This is a genomic window from Mycolicibacterium sp. lyk4-40-TYG-92 (genome assembly GCF_030209435.1).
Lineage (GTDB): Bacteria > Actinomycetota > Actinomycetes > Mycobacteriales > Mycobacteriaceae > Mycobacterium.
In genome coordinates this window covers 109,547-129,785 of sequence record NZ_JARVRX010000007.1, presented here as the reverse complement: position 1 = coordinate 129,785, position 20,239 = coordinate 109,547, and the positions used below count along the sequence as shown (strand labels likewise).

The following is a 20,239-nucleotide window of genomic DNA, read 5'->3' as shown; positions in this document are numbered from 1 at the left end:
GTATGAGATTCGATGTCAACGGCACGACCGTCGAAGCGGATCCGCGTCCGGGGCAGTGCTTGCGCACCCTGCTCCGGGAAACCGGGCACCTCGACGTCAAGAAGGGCTGCGACGCCGGCGACTGCGGAGCGTGTGCGGTCATCCTCGACGGCGCGCCGGTGCATTCCTGCATCTACCCCGCCGGCCGGGTGGGCGGCCGCGTGGTCACCACGGTTGCCGGGCTCGCCGACGGCGACGACCTGCATCCGATGCAGCGTGCGTTCTGTGACAACTTCGCCTTTCAGTGCGGCTTCTGCACCGCCGGAATGATCGTCACCGCGTCCACCCTCGAGCCGGACGACCTTGGTGATCTCGACCGGCGGATGAAGGGCAACCTGTGCCGTTGCACCGGTTACCGGCCGATTCGCGAGGCGATCCATGCGGGGGTCACCGGCAGCGGCGGCAGCGGCGACGGGGTGGCCGCTGCCGGCCCGGCCGTCGGCCAGTCGTTGCGGCCGCCCGCCGGCCGCCGGATCGTCACCGGGTGCGAGCCCTACACATTCGACACCGAAGTGCCTGGGCTGCTTCACATTTCCGTGCTGCGGTCACCGCATGCGCACGCCCGGATTCTGGCGATCGACACCGCGGCCGCCGACCAGGTGCCCGGCGTCGAACTGATCCTCACTCACCTCAATGTCGCGACGCCGCGGTTTTCCACCGCGCGCCACGAAATACGCACGGACGACCCCGACGACACCCTCGTGTTCGACCCCGTCGTCCGCTTCATCGGACAACGCGTCGCCGCAGTGGTCGCCGACACGCTCGCGGCCGCGCAGGACGCCGCACGCCGCATCGTGGTCGAGTACGAGGTGCTGCCTTCGGTATTCGATCCGGAGGACGCGAGGTCGGCGGGCGCGCCGCTGTTGCATCCGGACCGGACGCTCGAAGACGGCGTCGCCGACGCGTCGCGCAACGTGATCGCGGCGATGCACGAGGGCTTCGGCGGCGACATCGACGAGGCGCTGGCGGACTCCGACGTCACGGTCGGCGGTACCTGGCGGACCGCCCGGGTCACGCACGCGCAGCTGGAGACCCACGGCACCATCGGCTGGTTGGACGACGACGGCCGGCTCACCTTGCGTACCAGCTCACAGGTGCCGTTTCTGGTTCGCAAGGAACTGTGCCTCCTGCTCGATCTGCCCGAGGACCGGCTTCGCGTGTACACCGCGCGCGTCGGGGGCGGATTCGGCGGCAAGCAGGAGATGTTCACCGAAGACCTCGTCGCGGTCGCCGTGCTGCGCACCGGGCGGCCCGTCGCGTACGAGATGTCGCGCACCGATGAGCTCACCGCGACCGCCTATCGCCATCCCATGCGTGTCGACGTCACCCTCGGCGCCCGCTCCGACGGCACATTGACCGCGATGAAGTTGGCCGTGCTGAGCGACGGCGGCGCCTACGGGAACCATTCGCCGGGCGTCATGTTCCACGGCTGCGCGGAGTCGGTGTCCGTCTATCGATGCCCCGTCAAGCGGGTCGATGCCGAGGCCGTCTACACCAACAACCCACCGTCGGGCGCGTTCCGCGGGTATGGGCTGGGCCAGGTGATCTTCGCCATCGAGTGCGCACTCGATGAGCTGGCGCTGCAACTGGGCATCGACCCTTTCACGATTCGCCGCACGAACATGGTGCGCGACGGCGATGACCTGTTGATCGCCCATGCCGAACCCGAACCAGATCTGATCTATGGCAGTTACGGACTCGACCAGTGCCTCGACCTGGTCGAACGGGCGTTGACCGGTGCCGATGGCGAGGCCGTCCCGACGGGAGCCCAGTGGCGGACGGGGGAGGGCATCGCATTGTCGGCAATCGCCACGTTGGCTCCGCGCGGCCACTTCTCCGCGGTCAAGGTTCGGCTCACCCCGAGCGGCTGCTACGAGGTGGGAATCGGGACCGTGGAATTCGGCAACGGAACCACGACGGTCCACACCCAGATCGCCGCGACCGCCTTGTCCACCACGCCGGACCGGATCGTGCTGCGCAACGGTGATACCGACGCCGCCGACTACGACACAGGGGCCTTCGCGTCCGCGGGGACCACGGTCGCGGGCAAGGCGTTGTACGCCGCCGCGTCGAGTATGCGCGAACTGATTCTGGACACGGTCTGCCGGCTGACCGGCGAAGTCGGCGTGCTGGGTGAACACGGGGTCGAGACCGCCAGCGGGTTGGTGCCATTCGGCGACGTCATCGCCGCCGCGCCCGTGCAGCATCGGGTGGACGGCGGCATCCAGACGACCGGAGCCGAAACGGGTGAACTGCGGTCGATCGCGTTCAACGTGCAGGGATTTCGGGTCGCGGTCGATACCGAGACGGGGACGGTCAAGATTCTGCAGTCGGTGCACGCCGCCGACGCCGGCACCGTCGTCAATCCGGCCCAGTGCCGGGGGCAGGTGGAAGGCGGCGTCGCCCAGGGCATCGGATCGGCGCTCTACGAAGAGATCATGATCGACGATTCGGGCCGGGTTTCGACGCCCACATTCCGCCTGTACCGGGTGCCCCAGATGGCCGACATTCCGGCGACGGCGGTGCTGTTCGCAGAGACCGCCGACGACCTCGGTCCCTACGGCGCGAAATCGATGAGCGAATCCCCGTACAACCCCGTGGCGCCCGCTCTTGCCAACGCGATTCGTCGCGCCATCGGCGTGCGTCCATTCGAACTCCCCATGTCGAGGGACCGCGTCTGGCGGCTGGTGCAGGAAGGAACACCACGATGAACGCTTCCACGGGCATTGATCCGAAGTGGCTCACCGTCGCGATCGACTTGGCGACGGCCAATGTCGAAGCCGGCGGCGGGCCGTTCGGTGCGGTGGTCGTCGGTGCCGGTGAGCTGGTTTCGACCGGGCAGAACCGGGTGACGCAGAACCTTGATCCGACCGCACACGCCGAGGTGATGGCGATCCGGGCCGCCTGCCAACAGGTCGGCAACTTCAGTCTTGCGGGCCACACGCTCTACTCGTCGTGCGAACCGTGCCCGCTGTGCCTGTCCGCCGCTTTGTGGGCCAGGGTCGATCGGGTCGTGTTCGCGGCGGACCGCGATGACGCGGCTGCCGGCGGATTCGACGACCGGGCATTCTATGAATTGTTCGACAGGCCGCGGGAACACTGGGACGTCCCCGTCCAGCAGCACCGCTTGCACCACTCATTCCTGCCGTTCGAGACCTGGATCGGCAACAGCAACCGGGTTCAGTACTGACCATGGATGTCATCGAGGAGATGTTGGCCCGAACCCGGCTCGGTGAGTCGGTGGCGTTGTGCACGGTCGTCGCTACGAGTGGATCAACGCCGCGCGGACCGGGGACCTCGATGTTGGTGGCCGGCGACGGTCGCGTCGTCGGCTCCATCAGCGGCGGTTGCGTCGAGAGCGCGGTGTACGAGGTGGCGCTGGAGGTGCTGTCCTCGGGCGAGCCGAGGCTGGTCAGCTACGACGCCGGCGACGAGTCGGTGTTCTCTGTCGGCCTGCTGTGCGGCGGAGCCATCGACGTCTACGTCGAGCGCGTCGGCCCGGCGAATATCACCGAATTCGAGTTCGCCGTGAAAGTCGTCGACCGCGGGCAGACCGCGGTCCTCGCGACGCTCGTCAGCGCCGGCGAGCCGGCCCGGCCTGGTGGCGGGCCCGGCGGTCACCTGGTGATCGGCGACCGGTCGGTGAAGGGCAGCCTCGGCGTCGGCGCGCTGGACGACGCCGTGGTGCGCGCCGCGGACTCGATGACCACCAGCCGGACGCTGACCGGCCCCGGCGGCGACGTCGTCTTCGCGCGCGTACTGGCGCCCAGACCGCGGCTGATCGTCTTCGGTGCAACCGACTTCGTCGCCGCGGTTGCGCACGCGGCAGCATTCGTCGGCTATCGCGTGACGGTATGCGACGCGCGACCGGTATTCGCCACGACAGATCGGTTCCCGATGGCCGACGAGGTCGTCGTGGACTGGCCCGATCGGTACCTCAGACAACAGGCCGGTGCCGGGCTGCTCGATGCGCGGACCGCGATCTGTGTGCTGACGCACGATCACCGCTTCGACGTGCCGCTACTGGAGGTGGCCCTGGCGTTGCCCGCGATCGGATTCGTCGGCGCCATGGGCTCGCGCAGAACCCACGACGAACGGGTGGCACGGCTGCGCGAGCGGGGGATCGATGACAGCCAATTGGCCCGGTTGTCCTCTCCCATCGGGCTGGATCTGGGCGGCCGGACTCCCGAGGAGATCGCCATCGCGATCATCGGGGAGATCATCAGCCTGCGTGAAGGCGGAACAGGTCTGCCGCTGCGTGACCGCGACGGCGATGTCCATCAGCAGACAGGTGTGTCGGTGTCTGTACCCGTCGCCAGATCCTCGCAGGGAACATGAAGCACACCAACGCTGTTCAGGTATTCCTGCGCGCCGTGGTCGCCGCGAACGCTGGTACAGACCCGGTCCCAGTGGCTGCGGCCGATCAGGACGGGGTGCCCGGGCGTGCCGGAGTAGGTTGCCCTGGCGAGCCGGTCCGGATTCGCGAGGGCACACAAACGCGAGACGACGTCCGCACCGACGTCCGGCAGATCCACGAGATGAATCAGCGCGGCCTCACCATCGATCGCCGCGAGTCCCGCACGCAGCGCCGCCGCGATGCCTTCCTCCCACCCCGCAACCTCGATGATCGCCGCCGTGTCCGGCACGAGCGCTGCGGCGCGCTCATATTCGGCGCCGAGCGCGACGGCAACAGAGGCACAGCCACCCGAGAACAACACGTCAACGGCGCGCTCAATTGCACCGGGTGCCAAGGCTTTCGGCATGCCGAACCGCCGGCCCGCGCCGGCAGCCAACAACAACCCGGCGACCCGGGGATGATCAGGCGGCCCCATCGTGCGGACGATACCGGCCCGACGTGACCACCGATGAGGAGTATTCACATGGAGCTCGTCTCGCGACTGCTCGACGTGATCGAGTCCGACATTCTTCCGCTGACCGCGCAGGGCGTGGCCGCGGGCAACAAGGTCTTCGGGGCCGCCCTGCTGCGCAAAACGGACCTGTCGTTGGTGGTGGCGGGCACCAACGCGGAAACGCGCAATCCCCTTTTTCACGGCGAGATCAACACGCTCAACCGGTTCTACGAGATCGCCGATCGCCCGGCGACGCATGACCTCCTGTTTCTGAGCACGCACGAGCCCTGCACCCTGTGCATGTCGGCGATCACCTGGGCAGGTTTCGACAATTACTACTACCTGTTCAGCCACGAGGATTCGCGGGACAGCTTCGCGATTCCGCATGATCTCCGAATCCTGAAGGAACTGTTCGGTCTGGATCCGGGCGGATATCGACGAATCAACGCGTTCTGGACCGCTCACGGGATTCGCGACCTTGCCGCTGCCGAACCGGAACCGCGCCGCGGCGAGCTGGACGATCGCATCGCGCGGATCGCTCGGCGGTATCAAGAACTTTCGCAGCAGTATCAGGAGTTGAAGCCGGGCGGCGACATTCCGCTGAGTTGACGACGGCTAAAGTCGATGCCATGCGAGCGTGGCTGGCGCCCAGCGTCCCGAACCTGCCGGGCCGGCCGAAACAGGCCGGCCCCGAACTCCGGCTCTATGACACCGCCGACCGTCAGGTCCGGCCCGTCTCGGCCGGACCGAAGGCCACCATGTACGTCTGTGGGATCACGCCGTACGACGCCACGCACCTCGGGCACGCCGCCACCTACCTGACCTTCGACCTGGTGCACCGGTACTGGCTCGACGCCGGGCACGAGGTCAAGTACGTGCAGAACGTCACCGACGTCGACGACCCGCTGTTCGAGCGGGCCGCGCGCGACGGCATCGACTGGCGCGCTCTCGGCGACCGCGAGACCGAGCTGTTCCGGCAGGACATGGCGGCGCTGCGGGTGCTCCCGCCGCACGACTACGTCGGCGCCATCGAATCCATCACCGAGGTCGTCGAGCTCGTCGAGAAGCTGCTGGCCTCCGGCGCGGCGTACGTCGTCGACGACCCCGAGTACCCCGACGTCTACTTCCGGGCCGACGCCACCACCCAGTTCGGCTACGAGTCCGGCTACGACCGCGACACCATGCTGGCGCTGTTCGGCGAGCGCGGCGGCGACCCGGACCGCGCCGGTAAGGCCAGCCCGCTGGACGCCCTGCTGTGGCGCGTGCAGCGCCCGGGCGAGCCGAGCTGGCCGTCACCGTTCGGCGCGGGCCGGCCGGGCTGGCACATCGAGTGCGCCGCGATCGCGCTGAACCGCCTCGGCGCGGGTTTCGACATCCAGGGCGGCGGTAGCGACCTGACCTTCCCGCACCACGAGTTCTCCGCCGCGCACGCCGAATCGGTAACGGGGGAGCGGCGTTTCGCCCGGCACTACGTGCATGGCGGCATGATCGGCTGGGACGGCCACAAGATGAGCAAGAGCCGCGGCAACCTGGTGCTGGTCTCGCAGCTGCGGGCCGACGGTGTCGACCCGGGCGCCATCCGGCTGGGTCTGATGGCCGGGCACTACCGCGCCGACCGCTTCTGGAGCCCCGAGGTCCTCAGTACCGCCCAGGTGCGGCTGCAGCGGTGGCGGGCGGCTACCGCACTGCCCGCCGGCCCCGATGCCACCGATCTGCTCGCCCGGGTCCGCCGGTACCTGGCCGATGATCTCGATACCCCGAAAGTCCTTGCCGCCCTTGATGGTTGGTCGACGGACGCGCTCGAGTACGGTGGGCATGACGCCGCGGCGCCGCGGTTGGTGGCCGACACGGTCGACGCGCTGCTCGGGGTGACCCTCTAGTCACTTCGTCGTGGGAGTACGTTTCCGACCATGTCTTCTGTCTACGGGAAAGTCGTCTTCATCACCGGTGGCGCTGCGGGAGTCGGGGCCGAAGTGGCCCGCCGGCTGCACCGCAAGGGCGCCAAGCTGGTGCTGACGGACGTCGACGCGGCAGCGCTGGACGCCACCGCTGCCGCCCTCGGTGACGACGTCCTGACCGTGGTCGCCGACGTCCGCGACCTGTCCTCGATGCAGGCCGCCGCCGACGCGGCCGTCGAGCGTTTCGGCGGTATCGACGTGGTGATGGCGAACGCCGGCATCGCCACCTACGGCTCGGTGCTGCAGGTCGACCCCGAAGCCTTCAAGCGCCTGCTGGACATCAACGTGCTCGGGGTGTTCCACACCGTGCGCGCCACGCTGCCGTCGGTCATCGACCGTCGCGGCTACGTGCTGATCGTGTCGTCGCTGGCCGCGTACACCGCCGCTCCGGGCCTGGCGCCCTACAACGCCTCCAAGGCCGCCGTCGAGCACTTCGCCAACGCGCTGCGCCTGGAGGTCGGCTACCGCGGCGTCGACGTCGGCTCGGCGCACATGTCCTGGATCGACACCGCGATGGTCCGCGACACCAAGTCCGACCTATCGACGTTCGCCGAGATGCTCACGAAGCTGCCGTGGCCCATCAGCAAGACCACCTCGGTCGACAAGTGCGGCGAGGCCTTCGTCGCCGGTATCGAGGGACGCAAGACCCGGGTGAACTGCCCCGGCTGGGTCGGGGCGCTCCGCTGGCTGCGGCCGCTGCTGGCCACGCGCATCGGTGAGGTGCCGGTGGCCAAGTTCGTGCCCGATCTGCTGCCCCGGATGGACGCCGAGGTGGCCGCCCTGGGCCGCTCGTCCAGCGCGCACACCGAGCAGCTCGACAAGCACTGACCATGCGGGCCGGCCTATTCGCCCTGGGCGTCGTCGCGATGCTGCTGGCGGTCACCGGGTGTGCGGACGAGAAGTCGTCGAGCCCGTCCGCGTCGTCCCCGCCGACGCCGGAGCAGGTGCGGGCCATCGCGAAATCCGCTTACACGTACGGGTTTCCGATGGTCGACACCTATCGGGTGCAGTACTCGTACTTCGCCGACAAGGCCGGGCCCGAGTACAAGGGCGCCTGGAACCAGATCCACAACACCGCGCGCGTCTTCACTCCGGAGGACAAGGCGATCCAGACGCCCAACTCAGACACCCCGTACTCCTTCCTGGGGGCCGATCTGCGCGCCGAGCCGCTGGTGCTGAGCGTCCCGGAAGTGGAGCCGGGCCGCTACTACTCGCTGCAGTTCATCGACGGCTACACCTACAACATCGCGTACGTCGGCAGCCGCGCCACTGGTAACGGCGCGGGCAAATACCTTCTGGCCGGGCCGGATTGGCACGGCGCGACGCCGCCGGGCATCGAGCGGGTGATCCGCAGTTCCACCGAGCTGGCGTTCGTCTTGTACCGCACCCAGCTGTTCGGGCCGGCCGACATCGAGAACGTCAAGAAAATTCAGGCCGGCTACCAGGTGACGCCGCTGTCAGGCTTCCTGAAGCAGCCGCCTCCGCCGCCGGCCCCGCCCATCGACTTCGTCGCCCCGCTGTCGGCGCAGGACGAGCGCACGTCGCCGAAGTTCTTCGAAATCCTCAACTTCGCAATGAAGTTCGCGCCGGCCCAGCCCGCCGAGGAGGTCATGCGGCAGCGCTTCGCCACCATCGGCATCGGACCCGACGGCACCTTCCGCGCCGACAAGCTGACGCCAGAGAATCGCAAGGCCGTCGAGGACGGGATGGCCGATGCGTGGGCCGCGTTCGACACGTTCAAAAAGGACAAGCTCGACACCGGCGAGGTGACGTCGGCCCAATTATTCGGTACCGCAAGCGATCTCAAGGGCAACTACCTGTACCGAATGGCCGCGGCGGTGCTCGGCATCTATGGCAACACCGCGGCCGAGGCCATCTATCCGATGTTCTCGAACGACAGCACCGGCGCACCGCTCACCGGTGCCAACAACTACACGCTGCGGTTCGCGCCCGGCCAGCTGCCGCCCGTCAACGCCTTCTGGTCGGTGACGATGTACGAGCTGCCGCAGAGTCTCCTGGTCGCGAATCCCATCAACCGGTACCTGATCAACTCGTCGATGCTGCCCACCCTGATCAAAGACCCCGACGGCGGCATCACGCTGAACCTGCAGAACAAGTCGCCGGGACCGGGCCGTGAAGCGAACTGGCTGCCCAGCCCGGCCGGACCGTTCTCGGTCGCGATGCGGTTGTACTGGCCCAAACCCGAAGCGCTCGACGGCACCTGGAAGGCGCCCAAGCCCGTCCGGGCCTAACGGCCTCTGCGCTTCAGGTACCGCTCGAACTCGGCGGCCAGCGCGTCGCCGTCGATCTTGCCGAGCGCCTCGTTCATGTCGACCTCGGCGTCCCCGCGTTCCTCGAGGGACTGCACGTACTCGGCGATCTCCTCGTCGTCGGCCGTCATTTCCGTGACCGACTGTTCCCACTCCTCGGCCTGCGCCGGCAGGTCGCCGAGGGGCACCTCGACGTCCAGAGCGTCTTCGACGCGCCGCAGCAGTGCGACGGTGGCCTTGGGACACGGGGGTTGCGACACGTAGTGCGGTACCGCCGCCCAGAACGTGACGGCCGGGATACCGGCCTGCACGCAGGCGTCCTGGAAGACCCCGGCGATGCCGGTCGGTCCCTCGTAACGGGTCTCTTCGAGCCCGAAGAACTTGGCCGAGTCGGCCGAGTACGCCGCGCCCGACACCGGCACCGGGCGGGTGTGCGGGGTGTCGGCGAGCAGCGCGCCCAGGATGACGACGGTCTGCACGTTGAGTTTGTCCAGGATCGCCAGCAGCTCGGCGCAGAAGGTGCGCCAGCGCATGTTCGGTTCGACGCCGTGCATCAACACCACATCGCGGTCCGAGCCCGGTGGGCGGCAGTGGGAGATGCTCATCGACGGCCACACCAGCTCGCGGGTGACGCCGTCGACCTGGCGGATCACGGGGCGATTCACCTGGTAGTCGTAGTAGCTCTCGTCGTCGATCTCGACGAGGTTCCGCGCTTCCCACATGGCATCGAGGTGTTCGAGGGCGTCACTGGCGGCGTCTCCGGCGTCATTCCACCCCTCGAACGCCGCGACGACGACGGCATCGTGCAGTTCGGGCAGGTCAAGTCCCTGGGGCAGGGGCCGGTCGGACGGGCTCACAACGCCAGCGTAAGCCCTTACCGGCACCCGCGAGTGCTACCCCGGGGGGCGGGTCGGGCCGGCAAACCGGTTTGGCGGCCGCGCTTACCATGGTGATGTGACTGCACTGGACAGACGACTGTCCAACGTGGGCGTCCGAACGTCTGTCAGCTGACGACGTAGACTCTTTGGCGTCGAGAGGCGTTGCAACGGATCCGGGTTCTCCGGTGTCCGCCACGCTCGGCAGAGTTAAGGACGCCTTCCGCAATGGAAGGAACGCATGTGACTGCCGCCCCGGTGAAAACCTTCGTGCTGAACATCCGCCCGGATTGCACTGCCGAACTCACGGCTGCGCTGGGTCAGCGGATCATGGTCATCGACGGCGCGATGGGCACGGCGATCCAGCGCGACCGCCCCGATGAGGCCGGCTACCGCGGCGAGCGGTTCAAGGACTGGCCGAGCGATCTGGTCGGCAACAACGACCTGCTCACCCTGACGCAGCCGCAGATCATCGAGGGCATCCACCGTGAGTACCTCGAGGCGGGTGCCGACATCCTCGAGACCAACACGTTCAACGCGAACGCGGTCTCGCTCGCCGACTACGGCATGGCGGAGTTCGCCTACGAGCTGAACTACGCCGGCGCCGCCCTGGCCCGTCAGGCCGCCGACGAGTTCAGCACCCCGGAGAAGCCCCGCTACGTCGCCGGCGCCCTGGGGCCGACGACGCGGACCGCGTCGATCTCGCCCGACGTCAACGACCCAGGGGCCCGCAACGTCTCCTACGACCAGCTGGTCGCCGCGTACCTCGAAGCGGCGGGCGGCCTCGTCGACGGTGGCGCAGACATCCTGATCATCGAGACGATCTTCGACTCGCTGAACGCCAAGGCCGCGGTGTTCGCCATCGAGACGCTGTTCGAGGAGCGCGGCCGCCGCTGGCCGTTGATCATCTCGGGCACCATCACCGACGCGTCGGGCCGGACGTTGTCCGGTCAGGTCACCGAGGCGTTCTGGAATGCGGTCCGGCACGCCAAGCCGCTCGCGGTCGGCCTCAACTGCGCCCTCGGCGCGCCCGAGATGCGGCCGTACATCGCCGAGGTGGCGCGCATCGCCGACACGTTCGTCTCCTGCTACCCGAATGCGGGTCTGCCCAACGCTTTTGGCGAGTATGACGAGTCCCCGGAGCGCCAGGCCGGCTACATCCAGGAGTTCGCCGAGGCCGGCCTGGTCAACCTGGTGGGCGGCTGCTGCGGCACCGCGCCGCCGCACATCGCCGAGATCGCCAAGGTCGTCGAGGGCAAGGCGCCGCGCGAGCTGCCGGAAATCCCCGTCGCGACCCGGCTGTCGGGGCTGGAGCCGCTCAACATCACCGAAGACTCGCTGTTCGTGAACATCGGTGAGCGCACCAACATCACGGGTTCCGCGCGGTTCCGCAACCTGATCAAGGCCGAGGACTACGACACCGCGCTGTCGGTCGCGCTGCAGCAGGTCGAGGTCGGTGCGCAGGTCATCGACATCAACATGGACGAGGGCATGATCGACGGCGTCGCCGCGATGGATCGCTTCACCAAGCTGATCGCGGCCGAGCCCGACATCAGCCGTGTCCCGGTCATGATCGACTCCTCCAAGTGGGAGGTCATCGAGGCGGGCCTGAAGAACGTGCAGGGCAAGCCGATCGTCAACTCGATCTCCATGAAGGAGGGCGAGGAGAAGTTCATCCGCGAGGCGCGGCTGTGCCGTAAGTACGGCGCCGCCGTTGTCGTGATGGCCTTCGACGAGCAGGGCCAGGCCGACAACCTGGAGCGCCGCAAGGAGATTTGCGGGCGGGCCTACCGCATCCTGACCGAGGAGGTCGGATTCCCGGCCGAGGACATCATCTTCGACCCGAACTGCTTCGCGCTGGCGACCGGTATCGAGGAGCACGCGACCTACGGCATCGACTTCATCGAGGCCTGCGCGTGGATCAAGGAGAACCTGCCCGGGGTGCACATCTCCGGCGGTATCTCGAACGTGTCCTTCTCGTTCCGGGGCAACAATCCCGTCCGCGAAGCGATCCACGCGGTGTTCCTGTTCCACGCCATCAAGGCGGGCCTGGACATGGGCATCGTCAACGCCGGCGCGCTGGTTCCGTACGACGAGATCGATCCCGAGCTGCGGGACCGCATCGAGGACGTCGTGCTGAACCGGCGCGAGGACGCGGCAGAGCGGCTGCTGGAGATCGCCGAACGGTTCAACACCAAGGGCAAGGAAGAGGATCCGGTTGCGGCGCAGTGGCGCAGCCTCCCGGTCCGCGAGCGCATCACGCACGCCCTCGTGAAGGGCATCGACGCGCACGTCGACGCCGATACCGAGGAACTGCGCGCCGAGATCGCCGCCGCCGGCGGGCGGCCCATCGAGGTGATCGAGGGACCGCTGATGGACGGCATGAACGTCGTCGGCGACCTGTTCGGCGCGGGCAAGATGTTCCTGCCGCAGGTCGTGAAGTCGGCCCGCGTGATGAAGAAGGCCGTCGCCTACCTGCTGCCGTTCATCGAGGCGGAGAAGGAACAGAACGGTACGGCCGCGGCCAAGGACACCAACGGCACCATCGTGATGGCGACCGTCAAAGGCGACGTCCACGACATCGGCAAGAACATCGTCGGCGTTGTCCTGCAGTGCAACAACTTCGAAGTGATCGACCTCGGTGTGATGGTGCCCGCCCAGAAGATCCTGGACGCCGCCAAGGAGCACAACGCCGACATCATCGGACTTTCCGGCCTGATCACCCCGTCGCTCGACGAGATGGTGAACTTCGCCGTCGAGATGGAACGTGAAGGCCTCGAGATTCCGCTGCTGATCGGTGGCGCGACGACCTCGCGCGCCCACACCGCGGTGAAGATTTCGCCGCGCCGCAGCGGTCCGGTGGTCTGGGTCAAGGACGCGTCCCGGTCGGTGCCGGTGGCGGCCGCGCTGCTCGACGACAAGCAGCGTCCGGCGCTGATGGAGGCCACCGAGAAGGACTATGCGGCCCTTCGCGAACGGCACGCCCAGAAGCACGAGCGGCCGATGCTGACGCTCGAGAAGGCGCGCGCCAACCGCACGCCGATCGAGTGGGACGGTTACACGCCGCCGGTGCCCGCGCAGGGCGTCGGCGTCCGGGAGTTCCTCGACTACGACCTGGCCGAGCTCCGCGAGTACATCGACTGGCAGCCGTTCTTCAACGCCTGGGAGATGAAGGGCAAGTTCCCCGACATCCTCAACAACCCGGCGTCGGGTGAAGCGGCTCGCAAGTTGTACGACGACGCCCAGGAGATGCTCGACACCCTGATCAAGGAGAAGTGGCTGCGCGCCAACGGCGTGATCGGCTTCTTCCCGGCCAACGCCGTCGGTGACGACATCGAGGTCTACACCGACGAGACCCGCACCGAGGTGCTCACCACGCTGCACAACCTGCGTCAGCAGGGTGAGCACCGCGACGGCATCCCGAACAAGTCGCTGGGCGACTTCGTCGCGCCCAAGGACACTGGTCTGGCCGACTACGTCGGCGCGTTCGCCGTCACGGCGGGACTCGGCAGCCAGGACAAGATCGCGGAGTTCAAGGCCGCCCTCGACGACTACAGCGCCATCCTGCTGGAGTCGATAGCCGACCGGCTCGCGGAGGCGTTCGCCGAGCGGATGCACCAGCGGGTCCGCGAGGAGTTCTGGGGATACCGGCCCGACGAGCAACTCGACAACGAGGCGCTCATCGGCGAGAAGTACGTCGGCATCCGCCCAGCGCCCGGCTACCCGGCCTGCCCCGAGCACACCGAGAAGACGACGCTGTTCTCGCTGCTCGACGTCACCGAGCGGACCGGCATCGAGCTCACCGAGTCGATGGCGATGTGGCCCGGCGCCGCCGTCAGCGGCTGGTACTTCTCGCACCCGCAGTCGCAGTACTTCGTGGTCGGCCGCCTGGCCCAGGACCAGGTCGCCGACTACGCGCGGCGCAAGGGCTGGACCTTGAAGGAAGCCGAGCGCTGGCTCGCCCCCAACCTCGGCTACAACCCGGAGGACTGAAGTAGATGTTCAAAGCTGTCCTGTTCGACATGGACGGCACGCTCGTCGACTCCGAAAAGCTCTGGGACGTCGCGATGCACGCCTTCTATGCCCAGAAGGGCGGGGTGCTGACCGACGCCGTGCGGGAGACGACGGTCGGCGGCTCGGCGGAGAACGTCATGCGGATCGTCTACGACGACCTCGGCCTGGACCCGACGCCGGAGTCCATGGCCGAGTCCGCGGACTGGCTGCACGACTACACCGGTGAGCTCTTCGAGCAGGGGTTGCCCTGGCGCCCCGGTGCGCAGGAGTTGCTGGAAACCCTGGCCGCGAGCGAGATTCCGCTGGCGCTGGTGACCAACACTCGGCGCACCTTGACCGAGCAGGCGCTCAAAACCATTGGCAGCCATTACTTCACGGTCACGGTCTGCGGTGACGAGGTGCCCGACGGGAAGCCCCATCCGGCTCCGTACCTGCGGGCCGCCGAACTGCTCGGCGTCGCTGCGGAGGACTGCCTGGCGATCGAGGATTCGGTGACCGGTGCGCAATCCGCGGACGCCGCGGGCTGCGTCGTGCTGGTGGTTCCCAACGATGTCGCGGTGCCCGACGGACCGCGCCGCCGGCATATCGAATCGCTCGCCGGGCTCGGGGTCGCCGACCTTCGCGACATCTACACCGAAATGTGTTCGTAGCCGCCGGTTCTGGCCCTGCAGCGCGCCCTGCTGTGCAATTGTTGACGCACCCCACGCAGCGTTGCGGAAAGGACGTCCGATGTCCCATGGCCCGATCGGTGACGACACAACGGCGATCTTTGACGACGAGGAGTTCGACTCCGGTCGCAGTGCGGTGCGCATCGCGTCGGTAGCCGCGCTCGGCGGCCTGCTGTTCGGCTACGACAGCGCCGTCATCAACGGCGCGGTGAAGTCCATCCAGTTGCACTTCGCAGTCGACGACAAGTCGCTGGGGATTGCGGTGGCCTCGGCGCTGCTCGGTGCGGCCGTTGGTGCCATGACGGCCGGGCGGCTGGCCGACCGGGTCGGACGGCTCACCGTGATGAAGCTGGCCGCCCTGCTGTTCCTGATCAGCGCCATCGGGGCCGGGCTGGCGTGGAACATCTGGGTGCTCGTTGCGTTCCGCGTCGTCGGGGGTCTCGGAGTGGGCATCGCATCGGTGATCGCTCCGGCCTACATCGCCGAAACCTCGCCGGCAAGCATCCGCGGCCGCCTCGGCTCTCTGCAGCAGTTGGCCATCGTCAGCGGCATCTTCCTCTCGTTGGCGGTCGATGCGCTGCTGGCGCATTTGGCCGGCGGGGCGAGCAGCATGTTGTGGCTGGGCCTGGAGGCCTGGCGCTGGATGTTCATCCTGATGGCCATCCCCGCCGTGGTGTACGGCCTGCTTGCCTTCACCATTCCCGAGTCGCCACGCTATCTCGTTGCCACGCACCGGATTCCCGAAGCGCGCAAGGTTCTCACGACGTTGCTGGGGGAGAAGAACCTGGAGATCACGATCGGTCGCATCCAGCAGACGCTCGAGTCCGAACACAAGCCCACCTGGCGCGACATGTGCAAGCCCGGCGGCGGACCCCTGAGTCTCTACGGCATTGTCTGGGTCGGTCTGGCGCTCTCGGTGTTCCAGCAGTTCGTCGGTATCAACGTGATCTTCTACTACTCCAACGTGCTGTGGGAGGCCGTCGGTTTCGACGAGAGCTCGTCGTTCCTGATCACCGTCATCACCTCGGTGGTGAACATCCTGACGACGGTGATCGCGATCATGCTGATCGACAAGATCGGCCGCAAGCCGCTGCTGCTCATCGGCTCGGCCGGCATGACACTGACGCTGGCCACCATGGCGGTCATCTTCGGGACCGCCCCGCAGGTGAACGGCGTGCCGCAACTCAGCGGCGTGGAGGGGCCCGTCGCCCTCGTCGCCGCCAATCTGTTCGTGGTCGCGTTCGGCATGTCGTGGGGGCCGGTGGTGTGGGTGCTGCTGGGGGAGATGTTCCCCAACCGCATCCGCGCCGCGGCGCTGGGGCTGGCCGCCGCCGGTCAATGGGTCGCCAACTGGGCGATCACCGTGACCTTCCCCGAACTGCGCAGCATGCTCGGCGTCGCGTACGGCTTCTATGCGCTGTGCGCGTTCCTGTCGCTGGTGTTCGTCGCCAAATGGGTTCGCGAGACCAAAGGTGTTGCGCTGGAGGATATGCACGCCGAGCTGCTGGCAAAGTGAGTTTCCGGCCGTCCCGGGCATCTGCGCAGTGACAGGCTGAATTCGGCCCCGGGCGCCCTCAATCTCCACCAGATGGCTGATGCCGTGCACTATTGACGTGCGAGATAATTATCGGCGGTGAGCGTTGGTGCTGCCGTGGTTCTGACGCTCCTTCATGGAAGGGGTGCGCAATGGTCAACGCTCGCTCTCGTTGTGTGGCTCGTCTGAACGTCGCTGGCGCGGTCACCACCGCCGGCGTCGTGGTATTCGGTTTCGTCGGCGCGGCCCCTCTGGCGCGTGTTTCCAATGTCGACGTCAGTGCTGTCCGAGTAGCGGCTATCAATACGTCGAATACGTCGATGGCGGCGCAATGGGCCGCGCTCGACCAGTTCATCGCAGCGGCCGCGCAATTCGGGGCTGCCGCGGCAACGCCGACCGCTGGGACTTCCGCGGGCCGACCACCCGCCACGCCGATACCGCTCGCCTCGACATACGGCGCTCCGACTAGCGGACCAGCCGGGCCCACGCCGCTGGCGGCCACGCCCACGCCGTTGGCGGGGATACCGATCATCTCCGATATCGGCTCGGCGATCGGAGCGGCGTTCTGGTCGTTCGTCGGCCCACTGGTCAACAACTCTGTCGTAGGTCCGTTCTTCCTGGTCGGCGCAATCTTCTTCGGCATCTTCGTGGTGGCGCCGATCATGTACGTCGTCGAGAGCGTGCAGCAGTTCTTCGCGCCGCTGTTCGGCCTCTTCCCTGTGGCGGCGAGCCCGGCCGCCGCGAAAACCGTTGCGCCCGGTGCGGCTGCGCCAGGCCCGACCGCAATTGCGGCAGACGCAGTGCCCACCGGTCCCGACGTCGTGAACGCCCCCATCAAGGCGCCGCGGGGGTTCACGCCGAAGAATCAGAAACCGGCGGCCTCGCCATTGGCCGTCGCCGCAGCCGTTGACGGGGCGGGTGCCGGCGGGACTGACAACGGCAAGGCGAAGGGGCGTCCGACCCCGAATCAGGTGAGCGCTCCCGATATCCGGGTCGGCCGTGGCGGCAAAGCCGGCACTGGAAAGTCCGACCCTGGAAAGTCTGACCCTACAAAGTCGTTGTCGCACAACAAGAATTCTTCGCATGATGACTCGTCGGGCAACACCGGCCGGCCGGGCAATGGAAGTAAGGGCGGCTCCTAGCCGCTGGCTGTCGTTCCCCGCGCACGTGGCATCGGTGGCTCGCGACACCTCACGTCGCGTCCCCAGCGGGTGAGTCGTCGCGGCTCGTGCGGCACTGTCGTCGCGGCTTGGGGTGCCGTGGCGGGGTGCCGGATCAGCTTGCGGGACTGCCATTTTCGCCGTCGTCATCATCTCCGCTCTCCGCGGGATAGAGCGTGGGGTGGTGGTATTGGTTGGTTCGTGGTTGGCCGACGTTCAGTAGTGGTGGTGGGGTCCAGTGGGTGCGGCCGTCGGGGCCCATGGTGGTGGTCCAGCCGCCGGTGTCGGCGAGGCGGTTGTCGCAGCCGCAGGCCAGGGTGAGGTTGGTGATGTCGGTGCGGCCGCCGTGTTTCCAGGGGATCAGGTGGTGGGCCTGGGATCGGGAGGCGGGGGCGGTGCAGTTGGGTCGGGTGCAGCCCAGGTGGGCGGCGAACAACGCGAGGCGTTGGCCCGGTGTGGCGGTGCGGCGGGCCCGGGCCAGGTACAGCGGAATGCTGGAGTGTTGGTCGAACACCGTCAGATAGTGGTGGGCACCCTGGCCGGCCATGCGGATCAGGTCCCGGATCGGCAGTTTGGTGCCGGTGTGGGTGATGGCGAGGCCGGCGCCGCGTTGCAGGTCGGTGACCGTGGCGTTGGCGACCACGGTGACCGGGAGCCCGTTGAGTTCGCCGAGCATGCGCGATTGCAGGATCATGCGGCCCACCATCTTGTAGGCGTCATGGCGGCGCTGCGCGGCAGTCCTGGTGTCGTTCGCGATCTGTTCCTGGGTGGGTGTGCCGGAGATGCAGGGTTGTGGGTCGGCGGGGTTGCACATGCCGGGGGCGGCCCATTTGTCGTTGATGGCGTCCCAGTAGGCGCGGGTCTCGGCGTCGACGGTGCCGTTCACTTCGCTGGTGCCGTCGGCGCGTTGCTTGCCGTGATTGATGGCGCGTTTGGGGTGCGGCTCGTCGTCGTTGGGTTCGGGTCCGTCGGGATCGAGGGCGTCCATAAGCTTTTTCGCGGCGGCGCGTAGTTCCTCAGGCGTCTGGTGCTGCGCCCCGGCCACCAGCGACTGTTCGCACTGGCCGGTGGTGGTCAGGTCGACCCACAACGGCAGTGCGGCCAGCAGGCTGGCGATGACTTCGATGTGCTCGGTGTTGAGTGCCCCGGCGGCCTGGGCGCGGGCCACCTGCTCCCACAAGGGCGGCAAAACTTCTCCGCTCAGTCCGGTGCGCGGGCCCAGGTGTTCGCCGTGGCGGATCCGGCGCCGCGCATCTTGGCTGCTGATGTGCAGCCGGATGCGCAGCACGTCGGCCCAGTTTTTCCCGCCGATGTCTTTCGGGGTGCTTTGGGCTTGCAGGCCGGCCAGCAGGGCATGGTCGGCGACCGGGAACCGGCGCATCAGCTTCTCACGGCGGGAGAGCAGTTCGAGTTGGTCGGCGACCGACAGGCCGCTGTAATCGAAGCCGTTGAGCTCGGTCACTACATCCTTGGCCGCGGCGTAGGCGGCGAAGATGGTGGCCCGGTCCCTTCCCATGCATCGAACATTAGTTCGAACCTCCGACAAGTCGCTGTGACGAATGTGGCTCTAGTCACCTGCTGTGACCAGCGCAAACAAAGTGACCAAAGTTTTTTCGGGCGTGCGTATTGCCCCGCCGTGAGGTCGTGGGCGGCCGCGTGCACAGCCCGCGTCCGCAGCGTGAAACAATTGCAGCCCGTGAAGACCTTCGATGCGCTATTCGCCGAGCTCAGTGAGCGAGCGCAGACCCGGCCGGCCGGCAGCGGAACCGTCGCAGCGTTGGACGCCGGGGTGCATCATCTGGGCAAGAAGATCATCGAAGAGGCCGGCGAGGTGTGGATCGCCGCGGAACACGAGAGCGACGACGAGTTGGCCGGCGAGATCAGCCAGCTCCTGTACTGGACGCAGGTACTGATGATCAAGCGCGGACTGACCCTCGACGACGTGTACGGCAAGCTGTGACCGGCGCATCGTCCAACGGCCTCCTGCGCGTCGCCGTCCCGAACAAGGGCGCGCTCAGCGAGTCGGCCGCTCACATCCTGTCCGAAGCCGGATACCGCCGCCGCACCGATCCCAAGGATCTGACGGTCGTCGACCCGGTGAACAAGGTCGAGTTCTTCTTCCTGCGGCCCAAGGACATTGCCATCTACGTGGGGTCCGGGCAGCTGGACTTCGGTATCACCGGCCGCGACCTGGCCGCCGAATCGATGGCGCCCGTCAGTGAGCGGCTCGCCCTGGGCTTCGGATCGTCGACGTTCCGGTACGCCGCACCCGCGGGCCGGGACTGGACGGTCGCGGACCTCGCCGGCAAGCGGGTCGCCAGTGCCTACCCGAACCTGGTCCGGAAAGACCTGGCCGACAAGGGGATTGAGGCTACCGTGATCCGCCTGGACGGCGCGGTCGAGATCTCGATCCAACTCGGCGTCGCCGATGCGATTGCCGATGTCGTCGGCTCCGGGCGAACCCTGGCGCTGCACAACCTCGTGGCCTTCGGAGAGTCGCTGTGTGATTCGGAGGGAGTGTTGATCGAGCGCGCCGACGCGACGCCCGACCCGGCGCGCGATCAGCTTGCGGCCCGCATTCAAGGTGTGGTGTTCGGACAGCAGTACCTGATGCTCGACTACGACTGCCCGCGTAGCGTTTTGGAGCAGGCGACGGCCATCACGCCGGGCCTCGAATCGCCGACCATCGCGCCGCTGGCGGACGCCGACTGGGTTGCCGTGCGCGCGCTGGTGCCGCGCCGCCAGGTCAACGCCATCATGGACGAGCTGACCGGCATCGGGGCCAAGGCGATCCTGGCGTCCGATATCCGGTTCTGTCGCTTCTGACCGATAGCGGTGTTAGCGTCCCCGTAGGTTCTGCAATCTGCACTT

General features: G+C 67.5%; 16 protein-coding genes. 13 read left to right on the top strand and 3 right to left on the bottom strand.

Annotated features, from left to right (window positions below):
- The first annotated feature begins 2 nt into the window (after nucleotides 1-2).
- The 3 genes from QRN63_RS12885 to QRN63_RS12875 are packed head-to-tail and all read left to right on the top strand — an operon-like array spanning nucleotide 3 to nucleotide 4,377.
- On the top strand, nucleotides 3-2,750 hold the full coding sequence (locus QRN63_RS12885) for a molybdopterin-dependent oxidoreductase (protein ID WP_285031092.1): 2,748 nt from the start codon (nucleotides 3-5) through the stop codon (nucleotides 2,748-2,750).
- Nucleotides 2,747-3,229, top strand: a complete 483-nt coding sequence (locus QRN63_RS12880; RefSeq protein ID WP_267316785.1) for a nucleoside deaminase — start codon at nucleotides 2,747-2,749, stop codon at nucleotides 3,227-3,229. The genes QRN63_RS12885 and QRN63_RS12880 overlap by 4 nt, the downstream gene beginning before the upstream one ends.
- A 2-nt stretch (nucleotides 3,230-3,231) precedes the next feature.
- A complete protein-coding gene (locus tag QRN63_RS12875) occupies nucleotides 3,232-4,377 on the top strand; it encodes an XdhC family protein (RefSeq protein ID WP_267316786.1) in 1,146 nt (381 codons plus the stop codon).
- Here QRN63_RS12875 and QRN63_RS12870 read toward each other — a convergent pair.
- Nucleotides 4,320-4,871 (bottom strand): nucleotidyltransferase family protein, encoded by a 552-nt coding sequence (locus QRN63_RS12870; protein WP_267316787.1) that lies wholly within the window; start codon nucleotides 4,869-4,871, stop codon nucleotides 4,320-4,322. The genes QRN63_RS12875 and QRN63_RS12870 overlap by 58 nt on opposite strands.
- A 48-nt stretch (nucleotides 4,872-4,919) precedes the next feature.
- On the opposite strand from QRN63_RS12870, the gene QRN63_RS12865 reads away from it, so the two are divergent.
- The 4 genes from QRN63_RS12865 to QRN63_RS12850 are packed head-to-tail and all read left to right on the top strand — an operon-like array spanning nucleotide 4,920 to nucleotide 9,099.
- Complete coding sequence (locus QRN63_RS12865; RefSeq protein WP_267316788.1) at nucleotides 4,920-5,498, top strand: tRNA-specific adenosine deaminase; 579 nt, start codon at nucleotides 4,920-4,922, stop codon at nucleotides 5,496-5,498.
- Nucleotides 5,499-5,518: 20 nt separating this feature from the next.
- Nucleotides 5,519-6,769: a cysteine--1-D-myo-inosityl 2-amino-2-deoxy-alpha-D-glucopyranoside ligase gene (mshC, locus tag QRN63_RS12860; protein WP_285031087.1), complete on the top strand. Its 1,251-nt coding sequence runs from the start codon at nucleotides 5,519-5,521 to the stop codon at nucleotides 6,767-6,769.
- Between the two features lie 30 nt (nucleotides 6,770-6,799).
- Entirely contained in the window at nucleotides 6,800-7,675 is an 876-nt protein-coding gene (locus QRN63_RS12855) for an SDR family oxidoreductase (protein ID WP_285031085.1), read from the top strand.
- A 2-nt stretch (nucleotides 7,676-7,677) separates the two neighbouring features.
- Nucleotides 7,678-9,099, top strand: coding sequence for a DUF1254 domain-containing protein (locus QRN63_RS12850; RefSeq protein WP_285031083.1), 1,422 nt, complete (start codon nucleotides 7,678-7,680; stop codon nucleotides 9,097-9,099).
- On the opposite strand, the gene QRN63_RS12845 is transcribed toward QRN63_RS12850, so the two are convergent.
- Nucleotides 9,096-9,974 (bottom strand): PAC2 family protein, encoded by an 879-nt coding sequence (locus tag QRN63_RS12845; RefSeq protein WP_064857742.1) that lies wholly within the window; start codon nucleotides 9,972-9,974, stop codon nucleotides 9,096-9,098. The two genes, QRN63_RS12850 and QRN63_RS12845, sit on opposite strands and share 4 nt — an antisense overlap.
- Before the next feature lie 246 nt (nucleotides 9,975-10,220).
- On the opposite strand from QRN63_RS12845, the gene metH reads away from it, so the two are divergent.
- The 4 genes from metH to QRN63_RS12825 all read left to right on the top strand — a co-directional run bounded on the left by metH (nucleotide 10,221) and on the right by QRN63_RS12825 (nucleotide 17,350).
- On the top strand, nucleotides 10,221-13,985 hold the full coding sequence (gene metH / locus QRN63_RS12840; protein WP_285031080.1) for a methionine synthase: 3,765 nt from the start codon (nucleotides 10,221-10,223) through the stop codon (nucleotides 13,983-13,985).
- A gap of 5 nt (nucleotides 13,986-13,990) precedes the next feature.
- Nucleotides 13,991-14,656: an HAD family hydrolase gene (locus tag QRN63_RS12835; RefSeq protein ID WP_267316793.1), complete on the top strand. Its 666-nt coding sequence runs from the start codon at nucleotides 13,991-13,993 to the stop codon at nucleotides 14,654-14,656.
- Nucleotides 14,657-14,735: 79 nt separating this feature from the next.
- On the top strand, nucleotides 14,736-16,190 hold the full coding sequence (locus QRN63_RS12830; protein WP_267316794.1) for a sugar porter family MFS transporter: 1,455 nt from the start codon (nucleotides 14,736-14,738) through the stop codon (nucleotides 16,188-16,190).
- Between the two features lie 194 nt (nucleotides 16,191-16,384).
- On the top strand, nucleotides 16,385-17,350 hold the full coding sequence (locus tag QRN63_RS12825) for a hypothetical protein (RefSeq protein WP_285031078.1): 966 nt from the start codon (nucleotides 16,385-16,387) through the stop codon (nucleotides 17,348-17,350).
- Between the two features lie 133 nt (nucleotides 17,351-17,483).
- Here QRN63_RS12825 and QRN63_RS12820 read toward each other — a convergent pair whose 3' ends face one another.
- Complete coding sequence (locus QRN63_RS12820; protein WP_285031077.1) at nucleotides 17,484-18,884, bottom strand: HNH endonuclease signature motif containing protein; 1,401 nt, start codon at nucleotides 18,882-18,884, stop codon at nucleotides 17,484-17,486.
- A gap of 162 nt (nucleotides 18,885-19,046) precedes the next feature.
- Here QRN63_RS12820 and QRN63_RS12815 point away from each other — a divergent pair, with 162 nt between their 5' ends.
- Together QRN63_RS12815 and hisG are read left to right on the top strand one after the other, a co-directional pair.
- Nucleotides 19,047-19,328, top strand: coding sequence for a phosphoribosyl-ATP diphosphatase (locus QRN63_RS12815; protein WP_029118502.1), 282 nt, complete (start codon nucleotides 19,047-19,049; stop codon nucleotides 19,326-19,328).
- Nucleotides 19,325-20,194 carry an ATP phosphoribosyltransferase gene (gene hisG, locus QRN63_RS12810; RefSeq protein ID WP_267316797.1) on the top strand — a complete coding sequence of 290 codons (870 nt, stop codon included), beginning with the start codon at nucleotides 19,325-19,327 and terminating at the stop codon, nucleotides 20,192-20,194. Before QRN63_RS12815 ends, hisG begins: the two co-directional genes overlap by 4 nt.
- Nucleotides 20,195-20,239 lie beyond the last annotated feature (45 nt).

What these genes read in the sequence shown, in the direction of transcription:
- QRN63_RS12855 (WP_285031085.1), top strand. Translation starts at nt 6,800, where the DNA reads ATGTCTTCTGTCTACGGGAAAGTCGTCTTCATCACCGGTGGCGCTGCG.
- QRN63_RS12870 (WP_267316787.1), bottom strand. Translation starts at nt 4,871, where the DNA reads ATGGGGCCGCCTGATCATCCCCGGGTCGCCGGGTTGTTGTTGGCTGCC.
- QRN63_RS12875 (WP_267316786.1), top strand. Translation starts at nt 3,232, where the DNA reads ATGGATGTCATCGAGGAGATGTTGGCCCGAACCCGGCTCGGTGAGTCG.
- metH (WP_285031080.1), top strand. Translation starts at nt 10,221, where the DNA reads ATGGAAGGAACGCATGTGACTGCCGCCCCGGTGAAAACCTTCGTGCTG.
- QRN63_RS12865 (WP_267316788.1), top strand. Translation starts at nt 4,920, where the DNA reads ATGGAGCTCGTCTCGCGACTGCTCGACGTGATCGAGTCCGACATTCTT.
- QRN63_RS12880 (WP_267316785.1), top strand. Translation starts at nt 2,747, where the DNA reads ATGAACGCTTCCACGGGCATTGATCCGAAGTGGCTCACCGTCGCGATC.
- QRN63_RS12820 (WP_285031077.1), bottom strand. Translation starts at nt 18,884, where the DNA reads ATGGGAAGGGACCGGGCCACCATCTTCGCCGCCTACGCCGCGGCCAAG.
- QRN63_RS12885 (WP_285031092.1), top strand. Translation starts at nt 3, where the DNA reads ATGAGATTCGATGTCAACGGCACGACCGTCGAAGCGGATCCGCGTCCG.
- QRN63_RS12850 (WP_285031083.1), top strand. Translation starts at nt 7,678, where the DNA reads ATGCGGGCCGGCCTATTCGCCCTGGGCGTCGTCGCGATGCTGCTGGCG.
- mshC (WP_285031087.1), top strand. Translation starts at nt 5,519, where the DNA reads ATGCGAGCGTGGCTGGCGCCCAGCGTCCCGAACCTGCCGGGCCGGCCG.
- QRN63_RS12830 (WP_267316794.1), top strand. Translation starts at nt 14,736, where the DNA reads ATGTCCCATGGCCCGATCGGTGACGACACAACGGCGATCTTTGACGAC.
- QRN63_RS12835 (WP_267316793.1), top strand. Translation starts at nt 13,991, where the DNA reads ATGTTCAAAGCTGTCCTGTTCGACATGGACGGCACGCTCGTCGACTCC.